12 protein-coding genes and 1 pseudogene are annotated in these 15,236 nt (G+C 49.3%); 5 read left to right on the forward strand and 8 right to left on the reverse strand.

The window, feature by feature from the left end; all coding sequences use genetic code 11:
• The first annotated feature begins 34 nt into the window (after positions 1 to 34).
• The 5 genes from tkt (at position 35) to J7439_RS10430 (ending at position 8,001) form a co-directional block, all read left to right on the forward strand.
• Positions 35 to 2,035 (forward strand): transketolase, encoded by a 2,001-nt coding sequence (tkt, locus tag J7439_RS10410; RefSeq protein ID WP_209201750.1) that lies wholly within the window; start codon positions 35 to 37, stop codon positions 2,033 to 2,035.
• A gap of 540 nt (positions 2,036 to 2,575) precedes the next feature.
• Entirely contained in the window at positions 2,576 to 3,451 is an 876-nt protein-coding gene (speE, locus tag J7439_RS10415) for a polyamine aminopropyltransferase (RefSeq protein ID WP_209201751.1), read from the forward strand.
• Positions 3,420 to 5,507: a biosynthetic arginine decarboxylase gene (gene speA, locus J7439_RS10420; RefSeq protein WP_209201752.1), complete on the forward strand. Its 2,088-nt coding sequence runs from the start codon at positions 3,420 to 3,422 to the stop codon at positions 5,505 to 5,507. Before speE ends, speA begins: the two co-directional genes overlap by 32 nt.
• Positions 5,507 to 6,472: an adenosylmethionine decarboxylase gene (locus J7439_RS10425; protein WP_286198289.1), complete on the forward strand. Its 966-nt coding sequence runs from the start codon at positions 5,507 to 5,509 to the stop codon at positions 6,470 to 6,472. Before speA ends, J7439_RS10425 begins: the two co-directional genes overlap by 1 nt.
• A 293-nt stretch (positions 6,473 to 6,765) precedes the next feature.
• Positions 6,766 to 8,001, forward strand: coding sequence for a Bcr/CflA family multidrug efflux MFS transporter (locus tag J7439_RS10430; protein WP_209201754.1), 1,236 nt, complete (start codon positions 6,766 to 6,768; stop codon positions 7,999 to 8,001).
• A gap of 68 nt (positions 8,002 to 8,069) precedes the next feature.
• Here J7439_RS10430 and J7439_RS10435 read toward each other — a convergent pair whose 3' ends face one another.
• The 8 genes and pseudogenes from J7439_RS10435 to J7439_RS10470 all read right to left on the reverse strand — a co-directional run.
• Complete coding sequence (locus J7439_RS10435; RefSeq protein ID WP_209201755.1) at positions 8,070 to 8,528, reverse strand: hypothetical protein; 459 nt, start codon at positions 8,526 to 8,528, stop codon at positions 8,070 to 8,072.
• Positions 8,529 to 8,650: 122 nt separating this feature from the next.
• Positions 8,651 to 9,085, reverse strand: coding sequence for a hypothetical protein (locus J7439_RS10440; RefSeq protein WP_209201756.1), 435 nt, complete (start codon positions 9,083 to 9,085; stop codon positions 8,651 to 8,653).
• A 351-nt stretch (positions 9,086 to 9,436) separates the two neighbouring features.
• Positions 9,437 to 10,498 carry a hypothetical protein gene (locus J7439_RS10445; RefSeq protein WP_209201757.1) on the reverse strand — a complete coding sequence of 354 codons (1,062 nt, stop codon included), beginning with the start codon at positions 10,496 to 10,498 and terminating at the stop codon, positions 9,437 to 9,439.
• 222 nt (positions 10,499 to 10,720) lie between these two features.
• Positions 10,721 to 11,839, reverse strand: a complete 1,119-nt coding sequence (locus J7439_RS10450; protein ID WP_209201758.1) for a hypothetical protein — start codon at positions 11,837 to 11,839, stop codon at positions 10,721 to 10,723.
• Positions 11,840 to 12,397: 558 nt separating this feature from the next.
• Positions 12,398 to 13,480: a hypothetical protein gene (locus J7439_RS10455; protein WP_209201759.1), complete on the reverse strand. Its 1,083-nt coding sequence runs from the start codon at positions 13,478 to 13,480 to the stop codon at positions 12,398 to 12,400.
• A gap of 229 nt (positions 13,481 to 13,709) precedes the next feature.
• Positions 13,710 to 14,783, reverse strand: coding sequence for a hypothetical protein (locus J7439_RS10460; protein WP_209201760.1), 1,074 nt, complete (start codon positions 14,781 to 14,783; stop codon positions 13,710 to 13,712).
• A gap of 117 nt (positions 14,784 to 14,900) precedes the next feature.
• Positions 14,901 to 15,050, reverse strand: a complete 150-nt coding sequence (locus J7439_RS10465; protein ID WP_209201761.1) for a hypothetical protein — start codon at positions 15,048 to 15,050, stop codon at positions 14,901 to 14,903.
• A 61-nt stretch (positions 15,051 to 15,111) separates the two neighbouring features.
• Positions 15,112 to 15,236 (reverse strand): annotated as a pseudogene (locus J7439_RS10470) (IS1595-like element ISEnu2 family transposase); the annotation flags it as partial.

Genomic DNA, 15,236 nt, shown 5'->3' on the forward strand with positions numbered 1-15,236 from the left:
TAACCAGACTGGATTCTCAGGAGCAAAGATTCCCATGTCCTCACGTCGTGAGCTTGCCAATGCCATTCGCGCCCTCAGCATGGACGCCGTACAAAAAGCCAAATCCGGTCATCCCGGTGCCCCCATGGGGATGGCTGATATTGCTGAAGTGCTGTGGCGCGACTATATGAATCACAACCCCGCCAATCCAGAGTGGGTGGATCGTGACCGTTTTGTGTTGTCCAATGGCCATGGTTCCATGCTGATCTATTCCCTGCTGCACCTGACCGGGTATGACCTGGGCATGGATGACCTGAAAAACTTCCGTCAGCTGCACTCCAAAACGGCGGGCCATCCCGAGTATGGTTATGCTCCGGGCATTGAAACCACCACCGGTCCACTGGGCCAGGGCATCGCCAATGCCGTTGGTATGGCCGCCGCCGAGAAGGCACTGGCCGCTCAGTTCAACAAGCCTGGCCACGATATTGTTGACCACCATACCTACGTCTTTATGGGTGATGGCTGCATGATGGAGGGTATCTCCCATGAAGTTTGCTCCCTGGCGGGCACCCTGGGCCTGGGCAAACTGGTGGCATTTTACGATGACAACGGCATCTCCATTGATGGTGAAGTGGAAGGCTGGTTCACCGACGACACCGTCAAGCGCTTTGAAGCTTACAACTGGCATGTCATTCCGGCGGTTGACGGTCACGACCCTGAAGCGATCAAAGCCGCCATCGAAGCCGCCCGCGCCGAACAGGACAAACCCACGCTGATCTGCTGTAAAACCATTATCGGCTTTGGTTCACCCAACAAAGCCGGTAAAGAGGAGTGCCACGGCGCTCCGTTAGGCGATGACGAGATCAAGCTGACCCGCGAGCGTCTCGGCTGGCAACACGCACCGTTTGAAGTGCCTGCTGACATCTACAACCAGTGGAATGCCACAGCAGCCGGTGCCATCAAAGAAAGCGCCTGGAATGAAAAGTTCGCAGCCTATCAGGCCCAATACCCGGAGCTTGCAGCAGAATTTACCCGTCGCCAGAAAGGTGACCTGCCCGCTGACTTCGCCGAAAAGGCATCGGCTTATATCAAGTCCTGCCAACAGGAAGGTGAAAAGATCGCCAGTCGCAAGGCCTCCCAGAACACTCTGAACGCTTATGGCCCGATCCTTCCGGAACTGCTTGGTGGTTCCGCAGACCTGGCGGGCTCCAACCTGACCCTGTGGAGCGGTTCCAAAGGCATCAAGCGTGATGATGCTGATGGCAACTACCTGTTTTACGGCGTCCGTGAATTCGGCATGACCGCCATGATGAGCGGTATTGCCCTGCACGGTGGTTTCATTCCTTACGGCGCAACCTTCCTGGTCTTTATGGAATATGCCTGCAACGCTGTCCGTATGGCCGCGCTGATGAAACAGCGCTCAATCCTGGTCTACACCCATGACTCCATCGGCCTGGGTGAAGATGGTCCAACCCACCAGCCTATTGAACAAATCGCCAGCCTGCGCATGACACCGAACATGAATGCATGGCGTCCGTGTGACACGGTAGAATCTGCCGTCGCCTGGAAACATGCCATCGAACGTGTTGATGGACCAAGTGCCCTGATCTTCTCCCGTCAGGGTCTGCCATGCATGGCCAGAACCGATGAACAGATTGCCCGGGTTGAACGGGGTGGTTACATCCTGAAAGAGTGTGAAGGTACACCTGAGCTGATTCTGATAGCTACCGGCTCAGAAGTACAACTGGCTATGAACGCCGAGGCTGCTCTCTCTGCACAGGGACACAAAGTACGTGTGGTCTCCATGCCATCGACGGATGTATTTGATGCCCAGGATGCCGGGTACAAACAGTCCGTCCTGCCCCTGGAAGTGCCTGCACGTATTGCGATTGAAGCCGCTGCTGCTGACTTCTGGTACAAGTACGTTGGCCTGGATGGCCGCATCATCGGCATGACTACCTACGGTGAGTCCGCTCCGGCAGAAGACCTGTTCCCATACTTTGGCTTTACTGTTGACAATATCGTGGCAATCGCTGAAGAACTGCTGGGAGGCTGACCGAGAATAGCGCCCGTCCAGGAGGCTGACCGAGAATAGCGCCCTTAGCGAGGATGGCAGAAAATTGAGGATAAAAAGTCGGAAATTTTTAGACCAATTTGCTGCCACCGCACGACTGCATGGATGCAGGAGCTAGAGCAACGCAGGAGCAGTTGCCGCGTAGGGCAGCCTATTCTCGGACAGCCTCCCAAGTTAAATCCATTCAGCCATCCCGGTAAAGGGATGGCTGTCCTCTCATCGTTGAAAACGACCATCTGCGCTATTGGCCTTTTTTCCTCACTATCCCAACTTGCCATCCGGTACCCATGCAGGTTTAATTCAGCTCTTTTAAAATAAAACATTTCAATCTGACAATGTCGTCTTATTTCCCCCGGGTGGGCCTTGCGGCAAAACGGAACAACCAAAGTTCATACCCGTGAACAACCGTTTACCCATCATGCCCGCTGCCAATCATTTGGCTATTGGTCCAATATTCAACAGATTCATCGGCATACAACGAGTATTTGCGGTTCTTTTTATTTATCTACAGGATTGGCAACAATGCACTGCGAAGATACCTATCAGGAAACACTGTATTCAGGCTATGGACAGAATTTTTCGATTGACCGGCTGCTGTTTGAAGATCACACCGAACACCAGCATCTGATCATCTTTGAGAACCGGTTCTTTGGCCGCATCATGGCCTTGGACGGCGTGATTCAAACCACCGAAAAAGACGAGTTTATCTACCATGAAATGCTGACCCATGTGCCCATCCTGGCCCATGGCAAGGTAAAGCGTGTACTGATTATTGGCGGTGGTGATGGCGGTATGCTCAGGGAAGTACTCCGGCATAAATCCGTTGAACAGGTCACCATGGTGGAAATTGACCGGGCTGTGGTCGATCTCTGCCGCCAGTGGCTGCCGAATCATTGTGCCGGGGCCTATGATGACCCGAGGGTTAACCTGGTGATTGAGGATGGCGTCCGGTTCGTCAACAATCACGGAATCGCTGACCATAGCTTCGATGTGATTATCTCTGACTGCACCGACCCTATCGGTCCCGGGGAAGTCTTGTTCTCCTCTGAATTTTATCGGGGATGCAAACGACTTCTGACTGATAAAGGCATTTTCGTTGCCCAAAACGGGGTACCGTTTATGCAGTTGAATGAGGTAACAACCACCGCTCATCGTCTGGCCAGCTATGTATCGGACCTGCATTTTTACAGTGCCGCCGTTCCCACCTACGCCTGTGGCATTATGACCTTTGCCTGGGGCACCGATGACCTCAAAGCCCGTCATACCCCCCTGGTCGAACTCGAAGCAAGGTTTGCCCTCAGCGGTATTACCACGCGCTACTATACTCCATCGGTCCATCAGGCAGCTTTCGCCCTGCCCCGTTACATTGAAACAGCTATATCAGAAGCAATGGCGTAAAAACAGTAAGACAGCCTCCCGGGGGTTAAGGCAGGTAATGGCGAAAAAAACAGAGTTAACAAATACAACACCAGCCGGGAGCAGCGATGAGACTGAAGCGTTAACCGCCAGAGATCCGCAATATTCTGGCAATAAGGATCGCGACGGGTGGAACCTTGATAAGGCACGCTCCACCTATAACATCCGTTTCTGGAGCCAGAATCATTTTGATTTGAACGATCAGGGTCATGTCACGGTCAATATCAAAGGCACGCCACCGGTTGAACTGAGTACCATTGCCAGTCAGCTGAACCGTCAGGGCGTATCCCTGCCGGTACTGGTGCGTTTTCCGCAGATTATCCATCAGCGTCTGGATAATCTGTGCCACGCCTTTAACCGGGCCATCCGTGATTACGGTTACAACCATCGATACCTGGCCGTTTACCCGGTCAAGGTCAACCAGCAGCGGACGGTGGTGGAAGATATTTTGAACAGTCAGTCCTCCAGCAAACATCCACAGCTGGGCCTGGAGTCTGGTAGCAAACCGGAACTGCTGGCGGTTCTGGCCCTGGCCAAACGGGCCAGCTCAGTGATTATCTGTAATGGCTACAAAGACCGGGAGTATATTCGCCTGGCCCTGATCGGGGAAAAGCTGGGTCATCAGGTTTTTATTGTTCTGGAAAAGCTCACCGAACTGGACATGGTGCTCAGTGAAGCGGCCAGTCTGGGTGTTCAGCCCCGTCTGGGTCTTCGGGTACGTCTGGCTTTTCAGGGTAAAGGCAAGTGGCAGGCCAGTGGTGGGGAGAAATCCAAGTTCGGTCTTTGCGCCAGCCAGGTGCTCCATGCGGTGGAACGGTTAAAACAGGCTCAGCAACAGGAGTCTCTGCAGCTCCTGCACTTCCACCTGGGTTCCCAGATCGCCAATATCCAGGATGTGCGCAAGGGTGTCAGTGAATGTGGCCGCCTTTATGCCCAGTTGCACTGTATGGGCTTGCCGATCCGGTTTGTTGATGTGGGCGGCGGCCTGGCGGTGGACTACGAAGGTACTCGCAGTCAGAGTTCCTGCTCCATGAACTACAGCCTGCAGGAGTACGCCAACAATATCGTCTTCACCCTGGGCGATATCTGCCAGCAGTACGACCTGCCGGTTCCGGGTATTATTTCCGAGTCGGGCCGACATCTGGTAGCACACCACGCGGTGCTGATTACCGATATCCTGGGGGTGGAAAGCTATGAACCGGAAGTACTGACGCCACCCACCGGGGATGCGCCCCTTCTGCTGCATAATATGTGGAGTTCCTGGCAAGACCTGAGTCATAGCCGGGGTGAACGCGCCCTGACAGAGATTTATCACGACAGCCAGGCTGACCTGGCAGAAGTCCATGCCCAGTTTGCCATGGGACTGTTGGGGCTTGAGCACCGGGCCTGGGCAGAAAACACCAGCCTGCGTCTCTGCCACGAACTGAAAGCAAGGCTCTCCCCCGACAACCGGGCCCATCGCCCGCTGATTGATGAACTCAGTGACAAACTGGCGGACAAGTTCTATGTGAACTTCTCCCTGTTTCAATCCCTGCCCGATGCCTGGGGTATTGATCAGATCTTTCCGGTCATGCCCCTGTCCGGCCTGAATCGCCCACCAAGCCGCCGGGCGGTGATGCTGGATATCACCTGTGACTCCGATGGCGTCATTAATCAATATGTTGACGGCCAGGGCATAGAAACCACCCTGCCAGTGCCTCAATGGCAGCCGGAAGAACCGTTCCTGATCGGTATTTTCATGGTGGGTGCCTACCAGGAAATTCTTGGGAATATGCACAACCTGTTCGGGGATACCGATGTGGCCTCGGTCCACATCAATGGGCAGGGAGAAGTGGAAGTCACCGGGTACCAGGCGGGCGACACCGTGGAAAAGGTGATGCGTTATGTCAACCTGCAGCCGGAAAGCTTTCTCCGCACCTACCGACAGCTGGTCAGGGAAAGCCTGCCACCAGGACAACAGCGTGCCATACTGGCGGAACTGGAATCAGGGCTCCGGGGCTACACCTACCTGGAGTTTATTGGAGGGAGCCTGCCGTGATGTTTTTTGAAGGCTCAGAAAAAAAAATAGAGATCGTCACCAGCCCGGAATGGATTTCCCTGAGGGCCCTGGGCAGAAGCTTCTGGGCACAGATGGTGGCCAGAGCCCGGGCCGACATCCTGGCCATTCTCAGCAACCAACACTGTGACGCTTATCTATTGTCGGAGTCCAGCCTGTTTGTCTGGCATGACCGGTTTCTGATGCTTACCTGTGGCACCACTACCCTGGTGGATGCAGCCCTCTACTTCTTTGAACAGACCCCTCTGGAGCATATCCGCTGCGCCCGATTCCAGCGTAAAAATGAGTACCAGCCCCATCTTCAGAAGACTTCCTTTATAGACGACGTTGACCGACTGAGCCAGCGTGTACCCGGCTGTGCTTTTCGTCTGGGCTATCTGGATGGCCATCATAACTATGTATTCCATCTGGACAAGCCCTATGTACCAGCGATTGATGACACCACCAGCGAACTGCTGATGTACCATATCCGGGGGAAAAATGCCGACGAACTGCGCTGTGAGCACCAGAGGATTAAAGACATTCGTCGCCTGCTTAAACTGAACAAGCTGTTTCCGGGCTTTGCCCTGAGCGACTGGCTGTTTACACCCTGTGGTTACTCCCTGAATGCTATTCGGGGCAACCGCTATGCCACCATCCATATCACACCGCATAAAAACAGCTCATACGTCAGTTTTGCCACCAACCTTGATCTGGCCAACTCACCGATTGTCGCCATACTGCTGAAACAACTGAACCCCGGCTGCTGGGATCTGATCGGTTTTAATGCCCGGTGGCCAGAAGAGGTGCTGGCGGAAAATACGCCATACCAATGTCTTTCAACCTGTGAAATTCAATTAAGCTGTGGCTATTGTATGAGCTTCAATCACTTCCAGCACCCGGATCACAGGAAAGTGGCGGCAGAAAAATTATCACCAGAGAAGCAACCGGCAGTAAATGCATGGTAAGTACTATTTGTACAAGTGTACTTTTCTATTTATCGCTTAATGCTTTTATGAAAGAATTATTTATAGCCGTATAAACTATAAATTGATGCCGTTAGCTGTCCGTTACCGACCATTGCTTTAGCGGGCAAGACGTTCCCTCATAAACAACAAACCAGTGTCGTGCATTTCTTTGGCACTACAGCGGTTCGGCTGTTAAGCCAGACAATTTTTATGTAAATGCAGCCACCGCCATTTCGGGACAAAAACCTTTTGCAACCCAAACTCCTGGCTGCCCGGAAATATGGGCCTGAAAAATGACAACGTCAACTCATCTGGTAACAGAGGACAGGGGCGAGCGCTTATTCCTGATTCTGACCCTGGGGGCGCTAACAGCACTTGGGCCGCTGGCCATTGACCTTTACCTGCCCGCCATGCCCGCCATCGCAAAAAGCATGGGGGAGCCATTAAGCCGGATACAGTACACACTGAGTGCCTATACCATTGGCTTTGCCATAAGCCAGCTGGTTTGTGGACCGTTATCGGACCGGTTCGGCCGGAGAACGGTCATGTTCCCGGGCATCATCTTCTATATCCTGACCAATATCCTTGCCGCCCTGTGTACCAGCGCCACCCAGCTGATTATTGTCCGGGTACTGCAGGCGATGGGCGGAGCGGCCATTATGGTGACGATTCCGGCCATGATCCGGGATCTGTTCCCCAGGGAACAGGTAGCCAAAGCACTGTCATCCATTCTCATGGTCATGACCGTGGCACCACTGGCTGCGCCACTGCTGGGCGGGCAGATTCTCAAGTTCTTTGGCTGGCAAAGCCTGTTTATCTTTCTGGCGATAACCGCCTGCCTGTCATTCATTCTGGCCTTTTTCCGGGTTAAGGAGACATTGCCCGATGAAGACCGGCTGATGGTGTCGCCAGTACAGCTGGCACTGAACTATGCCAACATCCTGAAAAACCGGGAAGCCATTGGCTGTATTCTCTGCCATGCCTTTTTCTTTGGTGGCATGTTTGCGTTTATTTCCGGCTCTCCCTTCGTCTACATTGAGCTGTTTGGCATCCCCGCTGAACAGTATGGGCTGCTCTTTGCCATTAACATCCTGGCCATGGGGATCACCAATATGGTGAATATCCGCCTGGTTGAGCAGTTCAAACTGTTTACGATTCTGCGCTCAGGCAGCCTGATTGCAGCGGTCTCTGCACTTATGCTCCTGCTTAACACGGTTACTGGCTTTGGCAGCCTGCCCGGACTGATGATCCCAATTGCCTGCTATATCGCCTGTATTGGCTTTACGGGTCCTAACTCCAACGCTCTGGCCCTGGCCCACTTTCCAAAATCAGCCGGAACAGCAAACGCCCTGGCAGGCGCAGTGCGCTTTACCATGGGGGGAGTAGCCTCTGCTTTGGTCGGTTACTTGCATGATGGAACAGCCATTCCCATGGCAGCGGTGATGGCTGGTTGCGGAATACTCTCTATTGCTTCACTGTTGCTGGTAAAGAAAGAAGGAGAAATGGAAGCGACTGTAACGGTAGGTTAAGGCTGACCGAGAATTGCCCCTGAACTTTCTCTGGTTCAGGGACACTGAAATAGCCCACTCACTCACATTTACGGTGTGGTTTGTGCAAAAATATTTCTACATTTCTGCACAGCTTTAGCTGCTTTTGACATACTGCGTTGCAGCTCTTCATCTGCCCGGATCAGTTCAGCAATGACACTTTTGTTAATGCGGGATAACAGCGAATCAAAAGCATCCAGATGCTCCTTCATTATTGCTCTCTCAATATCTGAAACCGGATCTGGTACGCGAATTGACCTGTCTGGTAGAACAAAGGATTTCAGGTTATCTTTAATGTTATCAAGATCCGCCATCAGTTTAAGAGTGTGATTCTGTTGCACCTCAGACACTTCCTTCAGCTGTTTATACTCCCTTTCTAACAACGCAATCTTTTCAGATTTATCAATACGCTGGTGATCATTAATAATCAATTGGTCTACGCGTAAAAGTTGTGCCAATTCCAGAAAGAGCTTGTCATCAAATGGTTCTTTAGTTTTTAGAATATCCAATTGCTTCCTGGGATTAAAAAGATCGGGACAGTTTGTTAAGCAATGGATAAATATGTGATTAAGAACTATACCAACTTCTCCTTGCCCGCGGTGCAATTCGAGCTTACACGTCTCCAGATCATCTAAACCCGGTCTAACCGGTGTCGGCGCGCCCCTGTAAACCGGGCTTGTCGTATAATTGGAGGAGTATGGGTCTTGTGGGTGGCCAACTGACTGAGCGGTTCTGACTGATCTGTGCTACACAGTTCGACTGCGCCTGTATCATCAGGATCATCTGACAATGACTGCAGGCTTGCCCCTGATGGATCCACGTTATTGTGACTATTGCCAAACAGCAGGGATAATCCGGACACCGCGAAAATCGCGCCACATACCGCAGCCACAACATAGAAGCCAGTGGACAGGGCAGCCACAGCGGCTACTCCCGAGACAAAACAGGGCACTGCTTTAAGTACTTTAATAGCGCGACCAAGCCAGCGGCCAGAACCAGTAGATGCCGGATCATCTTGAGCAGCTCCCAAGCTATTTGGGGGGGTTATCGGGGCTTCAGAGATCATAAATTATATTCCTTTATTACTTTAGAATGCCCTTATTAGAGTGTGCAGCTGTTAAAAAGTTTTATTTATGAAAAAAAATAATTGCTGCTGCAACAAGCCCCGGCTGGAGGAATGCCTGGGAGGCTGTCCGAGAATAGCGCCCGTCTAGGCAACCCCGTAGCGGGGATGGCAGAAAATTGAGGATAAAAAGTCGGAAATTTTTAGTGAATAGTGGTTATATTTACTAAATGTTGCTTCACTGTTACTGGTAAAGAAAGAAGGAGAAATGGAAGCGCCTGTAACGGTAGGTTAAGGATGACCGAGAATTGGTCCCTGAACTTTCTCTGGTTCAGGGACGCTGAAATAGACCACTCACGACCATTTACGGAGTGGTTTGTGCAAAATATTTCTACATTTCTGGACAGCTTCAGCTGCGTCTGACATCCTGCGTTTCAGTTCTTCATCAGCCTGGATCAGTTCAGCAATGGCACTTTTGTTAATGCGGGATAATAGCGAATCAAAAGCATCCACATGCTCCTTCATTGTTGCTATATCAATATCTGAAACTGAATCAGATTCGCTAATTAACCTGTCTGGTAGAACAAAGGCATGCAGGTTCTGATAAATGTTCCCGAAATCCGTCTTTAGTTTACAAATACTATTCCGTTGCAACTCAGGCACTTCCTCCAACTGTTTATACGCCCTTTCTAACAACGCAATCTTTTCAGATTTATCAATACGCTGGTGATCATTAATAATCGATTGCTCTACGCGTAAAAGTTGTGCCAATTCCAGAAAGAGCCTGTCATCAAATGGTTCTTTAGCTTTTAGAATATCCAATTGTTCCCTGGGATGAGTCAGATCGGGAAAGTCTGTTAAGCAATCGAGTAATATGTGATTAAAAACTATACCAACTTCATCTTGCCCGCGGCACAATTTAGTCTTACACGTCTCCAAGTCAGCTAAACCCGGTTTATAGCGATTACCGGGGCTTTCATTCCCCCTCTCTGACCTCGTTGTATTAATGAAGTTCGGTATAACATAATCATGCTCCCTGAAATGAGCAGAGATACTTTCGTAAGTAGAGTTACGTGTTATCGGACAAGTACCTATATAACCGAGAACTTCTTCTTTATCACCATCATCTGTCGGTGATTGGGAATCGGACTCTGAAGCATCCTCAGCTTGATTAATATTGTCAAACAGCGAGGGTATTGCTGGCACAACGAAAACTGCCCCCAATAACGTTGCCACAAGATAAACGCCTGTTGCCAGAATCACGACAGGCAAAGCGACTACTCCCGAGACAAAAAGGCCCACTGCCTTAAGTACCTTGATCGCTCGCCCCTTCCAAGAGCCAGAATCAGAAGATACCGGATCATTTTGAGGAGCTCTCAAGCTATTTGGGGGGGTTGTAGGGTTTCCGGAGATCATAAATTATATTCCTTTATTGCATTAGAGTTTCTCAATTGGAGTGTGCAGCTGTTAAAAATTTTCATTTATGAAAAAAATAATTGTTTACCTGAACCGCCCCGGTTGGAGGGATGCCAAGGGATTGACGACATCGGTGTATTTCTCGGTGTAGCACGGACTTCTCCATGAAAGCCGTGATTTTTGTTCAAGCAGGCTATTTCCGGGTTCCTGAAATGGCCCACTTCAATAAAATTTACGATCAGTCCCATTTAAAATATTTCGACATTTTTCAATCGCTGCATCCGCTTCTGACAACCGTCTCTGCAAAAAACCATCGGAGTCGATAAAGCGAGCAGGCGGCGAGCACTTTCTAATGTCGGCCAACAGTGTTTCCAGGGCATCCACATGACGATTCATTTGTACCACTTCATTTTCTGGTACCGGATCGGGTATGGAACAAATCCTGCGTACCGGGGAATAGCATTTCAGGCCTTTTTCAAGGTTTTCCAGATTGACCATGTGAGTTTCAGCATGCTGCAGCTGCGCTTTTAATCCATCCTCCTGCTGTTCAACCTGTTTCTCCAGCAACTCAATCTTGACAGCCTTATCCATTTGCTGGTGACCATCAATAACCGATTTCTCTACATTTAAATTTTTTGCCAGAAGTAGAAATAATTTATCATCAAATGGTTCATTAGCCCTAAGAGCAGCTATTGGTTGCCTGTAAACAGACTCACCGAGTCCTGCTAAGCTGTTCATCCTCATGGCATTAAGAACAAAACCGACATTACGGATCAAATCCTCCAGTTCACTGTCACACCTTAACAGTTCAGCTATGGGCAGTAGGCCCATGCCATTATTGGTGCTGACATTAACCGTCGGCGGATTCACTGCCTGCAACGGTGCCGACGAGCCCCTGTAAACCGGGCTTGTCAAAGGATCGGCAGGAGTATGCGCCATGTCGGTGGCCACCTGACTGGCCGGTTCTGACTGGTCAGTGCTACACAGTTCAACCTGACTGACCGGTTCTGACTGATCAGTGCTACACAGTTCGACCGCGGCTGAATCATCAGGATCTTCTGACGGTGACTGTGGGCTTGCCCCTGATGGTTCCACGTCATTATGACTTTTGCCAAACAGCAGGGATAACCCGGACACAGCGAAAACCGCCCCAAATACCGCAGCCGCAACATAAAAGCCAGTAGCCAGGGCAGCCACAGCGGCAACTCCCGAGACAAAACAAGTCACCCCTTTAAGTACCTTAATAGTGCGACCAAGCCAGCTGCCAGAACCAGAAGGTGCAGGATCATCTTGAGCAGCGCCCAAGCCACTTTGGACAGGTATCGGGTTACCAGAGATCATGAGTCATATCCTTTTATTCTAATGATAATGCTGACTTAGATTATGCGAATGTTAAAAAATTTCATTTATGAAAAGAAAGAATAATTCTTTACCGGAACCCTGGTTGGCAGGATGCTCACGGGGTTGATCACACTTCTGTTATTTTTCGGTATATTACAACCATCCCCATGGCAGCGTTGTCGAAACCCACTTCACCCTGATACCACTCATTTAAGAGCCTTGAGCTCTTTACGTTGATCAATTGGCTCCAGTGAATTCATGGGATCTCTTGATACCCCAATTGATTCTTAAACGAGTGGTTGTAAACTCCCCCCCCTGATTTACTGATTTGTTCCGTTCAAAATATCTTTACATTTCTGTACAGCTTCAGCCGCTTTTGACATTCTGTCTTGCAGTAAGTCATCGGTTTGTATCAATAGACCAAGAGCACTTTTGTCAATGCTGGTAAAGAAAGAAGGAGAAATGGAAGCGACTGTAACGGTAGGTTAAGGCTGACCGAGAATTGGTCCCTGAACTTTATCTGGTTCAGGGACGCTGAAATAGCCCACTCACCCACATTTACGGTGTGGTTTGTGCAAAAATATTTCTATATTTCTGAACAGCTTTCGCTGCTTTTGACATCCCGCGTTGCAGTTTTTCATCCGCCAGGATCAGTTCAGCAATGACACTTTTGTTAATGCGGGATAACAGCGAATCAAAAGCATCCACATGCTCCTTCATTGTTGCTATAACAATGTCTGAAACCGGATCAGGTTCGCCAATTAACCTGTCTGGTAGAACATAGGCTTTCAGGTTCTGTTTAATGTTCTGGAGATCCGCCTTTAGTTTAACAGCATGATTCTTTTGCACCTTATGCTTGTCCTCCAGCTTTTTATACTCCCTTTCTAACAACGCAATCTTTTCAGATTCATCAATACTCTGGTGACCATTAATAATCGATTGGTTTACGCGTAAAAGTTGAGCCAATTCCAGAAAGAGCCTGTCATCAAATGGTTCTTTAGTTTTTAGAATATCCAATTGTTCCCTGGGATGAGTCAGATCGCGACAGTCTGTTAAGAAATGGAGCATTATTTGATTTAGAACTATACCAACTTCTCCTTGCCCATAGCTCAATTCAATCTTACACATCTCCAAGCCAGCTAAATCAGGTCTAAAGCCATTACCGGGGCTTTCACCGGGGCTTACTGCAGGGCTTTCATTGCCCCTCTCTGACCTCGTTGTATTAACCGGATCCGAAGGGCTCTGGTAAAACATCTGCTCCCTAAAATGACCAGAGATGCTTTCGAAATTAGAGTTACGTGTTATCGGACAAGTACCTATATAGCCGAGAGCTTCTTCTTTATCACAATCATCTGTCGGTGATTGTGAATCGGACTCTGAAGCTTCCTCAGCTTGATTAATGTTGTCAAACAGCGAGGTTGCTGGCACAACGAAAATTGCCCCCAATAACGTTGCCACAAGATAAACGCCTGTAGCCAGAATCACGACAGGCAAAGCGACTACTCCCGAAACAAAAAGACCCACTGCCTTAAGTACTTTGATCGCTCGCCCCTTCCAAGAGCCAGAATCAGAAGTTACCGGATCATTTTGAGCAGCTCCCAAGCTATTTGGGGGGGGGGTTGTAGGGTTACCGGAGATCATAAATTATATTCCTTTATTGCATTAGAATTACCTAGTTAGAGTGTGCAGCTGTTAAAAAGTTTCATTTATGAAAAAAAATAATTGTTTGCCTGAACCGCCCCGGTTGGAGGAATAGGAATGCCAAGGGATTGACCTCATTGGTGTATTTTTCGGTGTAGCACGGCCTTGCCCATGAAAGCCGTGACTTTTGTTCAAACAGGCTATTTCAGGGTCCCTGAAATGGCCCACTTCAATAATATTTACGATCAGTCCCATTTAAAATATTTCGACATTTTTTAATCGCTGCATCCGCTTCTGACAACCGTTCATGCAATGAGTCATCAGCGTCGATAAGGTCAGCAAGCGAGCGCTTTCTAATGTTGGCCAACACTGTATCCAGGGCATCCACATGACGCTTCATATGTGACACGTTACTTTCTGGTACCGGATCAGGTATTGAACTAATGTTGAGTAACGGGGAGTGGCGCTGCAGGTCTTCTTTAAGGTTTTCCAGATTGACCATTTGAGTTTTAACATGCCCCAACTGCACTTGGGGCACATCCTTATGCTGTTCAACCAGTTTCTCCAGCAAATCAATCTTGACAGCCTTATCCAGTTGCTGGTGACCATCAATAACCGATTGATCCACCTTTAAACGTTTTGCCAGAAGCAGAAATAAATCTTCATCAAATGGTTCACTGCTTCTAAGAGTACCTATGTGCTTCCTGTAAAATGACGGGCTGTCGGCTGATAAGCTGTACAGCCTCATGGCATCAAGAGCCACATAGACATTTCTTATCCCATCGTCCAGTGAACTGTGACACCTCAGCAGTTCAGCCTTGGGCAGGAGGCCCCTGCCATTATTGGTGCTGACATTAACCGTCGGCGGACTCATTGTCTTAACCGGTGTCGGCGCGCCCCTGTATACCGTGCTTGTCGTATAATCGGCAGGAGTATGCGTATTGTGGGTGGCCAAATGACTGACCGGTTCTGACTGGTCAGTGCTACACAGTTCCACTGCGCCTGTATCATCAGGATCATCTGAAGGTGACTGTGGACTTGCCCCTGATGGCTCAATGTTATTATGACTATTGCCAAACAGCAGGGATAATCCGGACACAGCGAAAACCGCTCCACATAACGCAGCCGCAACATAAAAGCCTGCTGCCAGAGCAGCGATGGCGGCAACTCCCGAGACAAAACAGGTCACCCCTTTAAGCGCCTTTATAGCGCGGCCAAGCCATATGCCAGAACCAGTAGATGCCGGATCATCTTGAGCAGTGCCCAAGCCATTTTGAGCCGGTATTGGGTTACCGGAGATCATAAGATATATTCCTTAATTCTATTAATAATGCTCCATTAGATTGAGTGAATGTTAAAAAGTTTCATTTATGAATAAAGAATAATTCCTAAACGACTGGTTTTAAACTTCACCCCTTATTTACAGATTGGTTCTGTTGAAAATATATTTACATGTCTGAACAGCTTCAGCCGCGTTTGACAGCTTTTCTTGCAGTGAGACATCGTCTTTTACCAATAGACCAAGAGCACTTTCGTCAATGTCGGATAACAGCGTATCCAAAGCATCCATATAACCCTTCATTTGCGCTGCCTCATGCTCTGGAACAGGATCAGGTAAACAACAAAACCGGCTATGTTGCCTTTAAGGGTTGAAAGTGAATAAATTCCAAAATTTTGTTGGCCAGTCGATCAGCTGTCAAAGTATTAATGCTCGTTAGAGCCCTTCGCCAGCCCAGGTAATGTGCCAGATATTTTG

The sequence above is a fragment of the Salinisphaera sp. G21_0 genome (assembly GCF_017744115.1).
Taxonomy (GTDB): domain Bacteria; phylum Pseudomonadota; class Gammaproteobacteria; order Pseudomonadales; family Endozoicomonadaceae; genus Endozoicomonas.

Excerpts from the sequence above, each read along its gene's own strand:
- tkt (WP_209201750.1), top strand. The coding sequence starts at position 35 with ATGTCCTCACGTCGTGAGCTTGCCAATGCCATTCGCGCCCTCAGCATG.
- speE (WP_209201751.1), top strand. The coding sequence starts at position 2,576 with ATGCACTGCGAAGATACCTATCAGGAAACACTGTATTCAGGCTATGGA.
- J7439_RS10425 (WP_286198289.1), top strand. The coding sequence starts at position 5,507 with ATGTTTTTTGAAGGCTCAGAAAAAAAAATAGAGATCGTCACCAGCCCG.
- J7439_RS10430 (WP_209201754.1), top strand. The coding sequence starts at position 6,766 with ATGACAACGTCAACTCATCTGGTAACAGAGGACAGGGGCGAGCGCTTA.
- J7439_RS10440 (WP_209201756.1), bottom strand. The coding sequence starts at position 9,085 with ATGATCTCTGAAGCCCCGATAACCCCCCCAAATAGCTTGGGAGCTGCT.
- J7439_RS10445 (WP_209201757.1), bottom strand. The coding sequence starts at position 10,498 with ATGATCTCCGGAAACCCTACAACCCCCCCAAATAGCTTGAGAGCTCCT.
- J7439_RS10450 (WP_209201758.1), bottom strand. The coding sequence starts at position 11,839 with ATGATCTCTGGTAACCCGATACCTGTCCAAAGTGGCTTGGGCGCTGCT.
- J7439_RS10455 (WP_209201759.1), bottom strand. The coding sequence starts at position 13,480 with ATGATCTCCGGTAACCCTACAACCCCCCCCCCAAATAGCTTGGGAGCT.
- J7439_RS10460 (WP_209201760.1), bottom strand. The coding sequence starts at position 14,783 with ATGATCTCCGGTAACCCAATACCGGCTCAAAATGGCTTGGGCACTGCT.
- J7439_RS10465 (WP_209201761.1), bottom strand. The coding sequence starts at position 15,050 with ATGGATGCTTTGGATACGCTGTTATCCGACATTGACGAAAGTGCTCTT.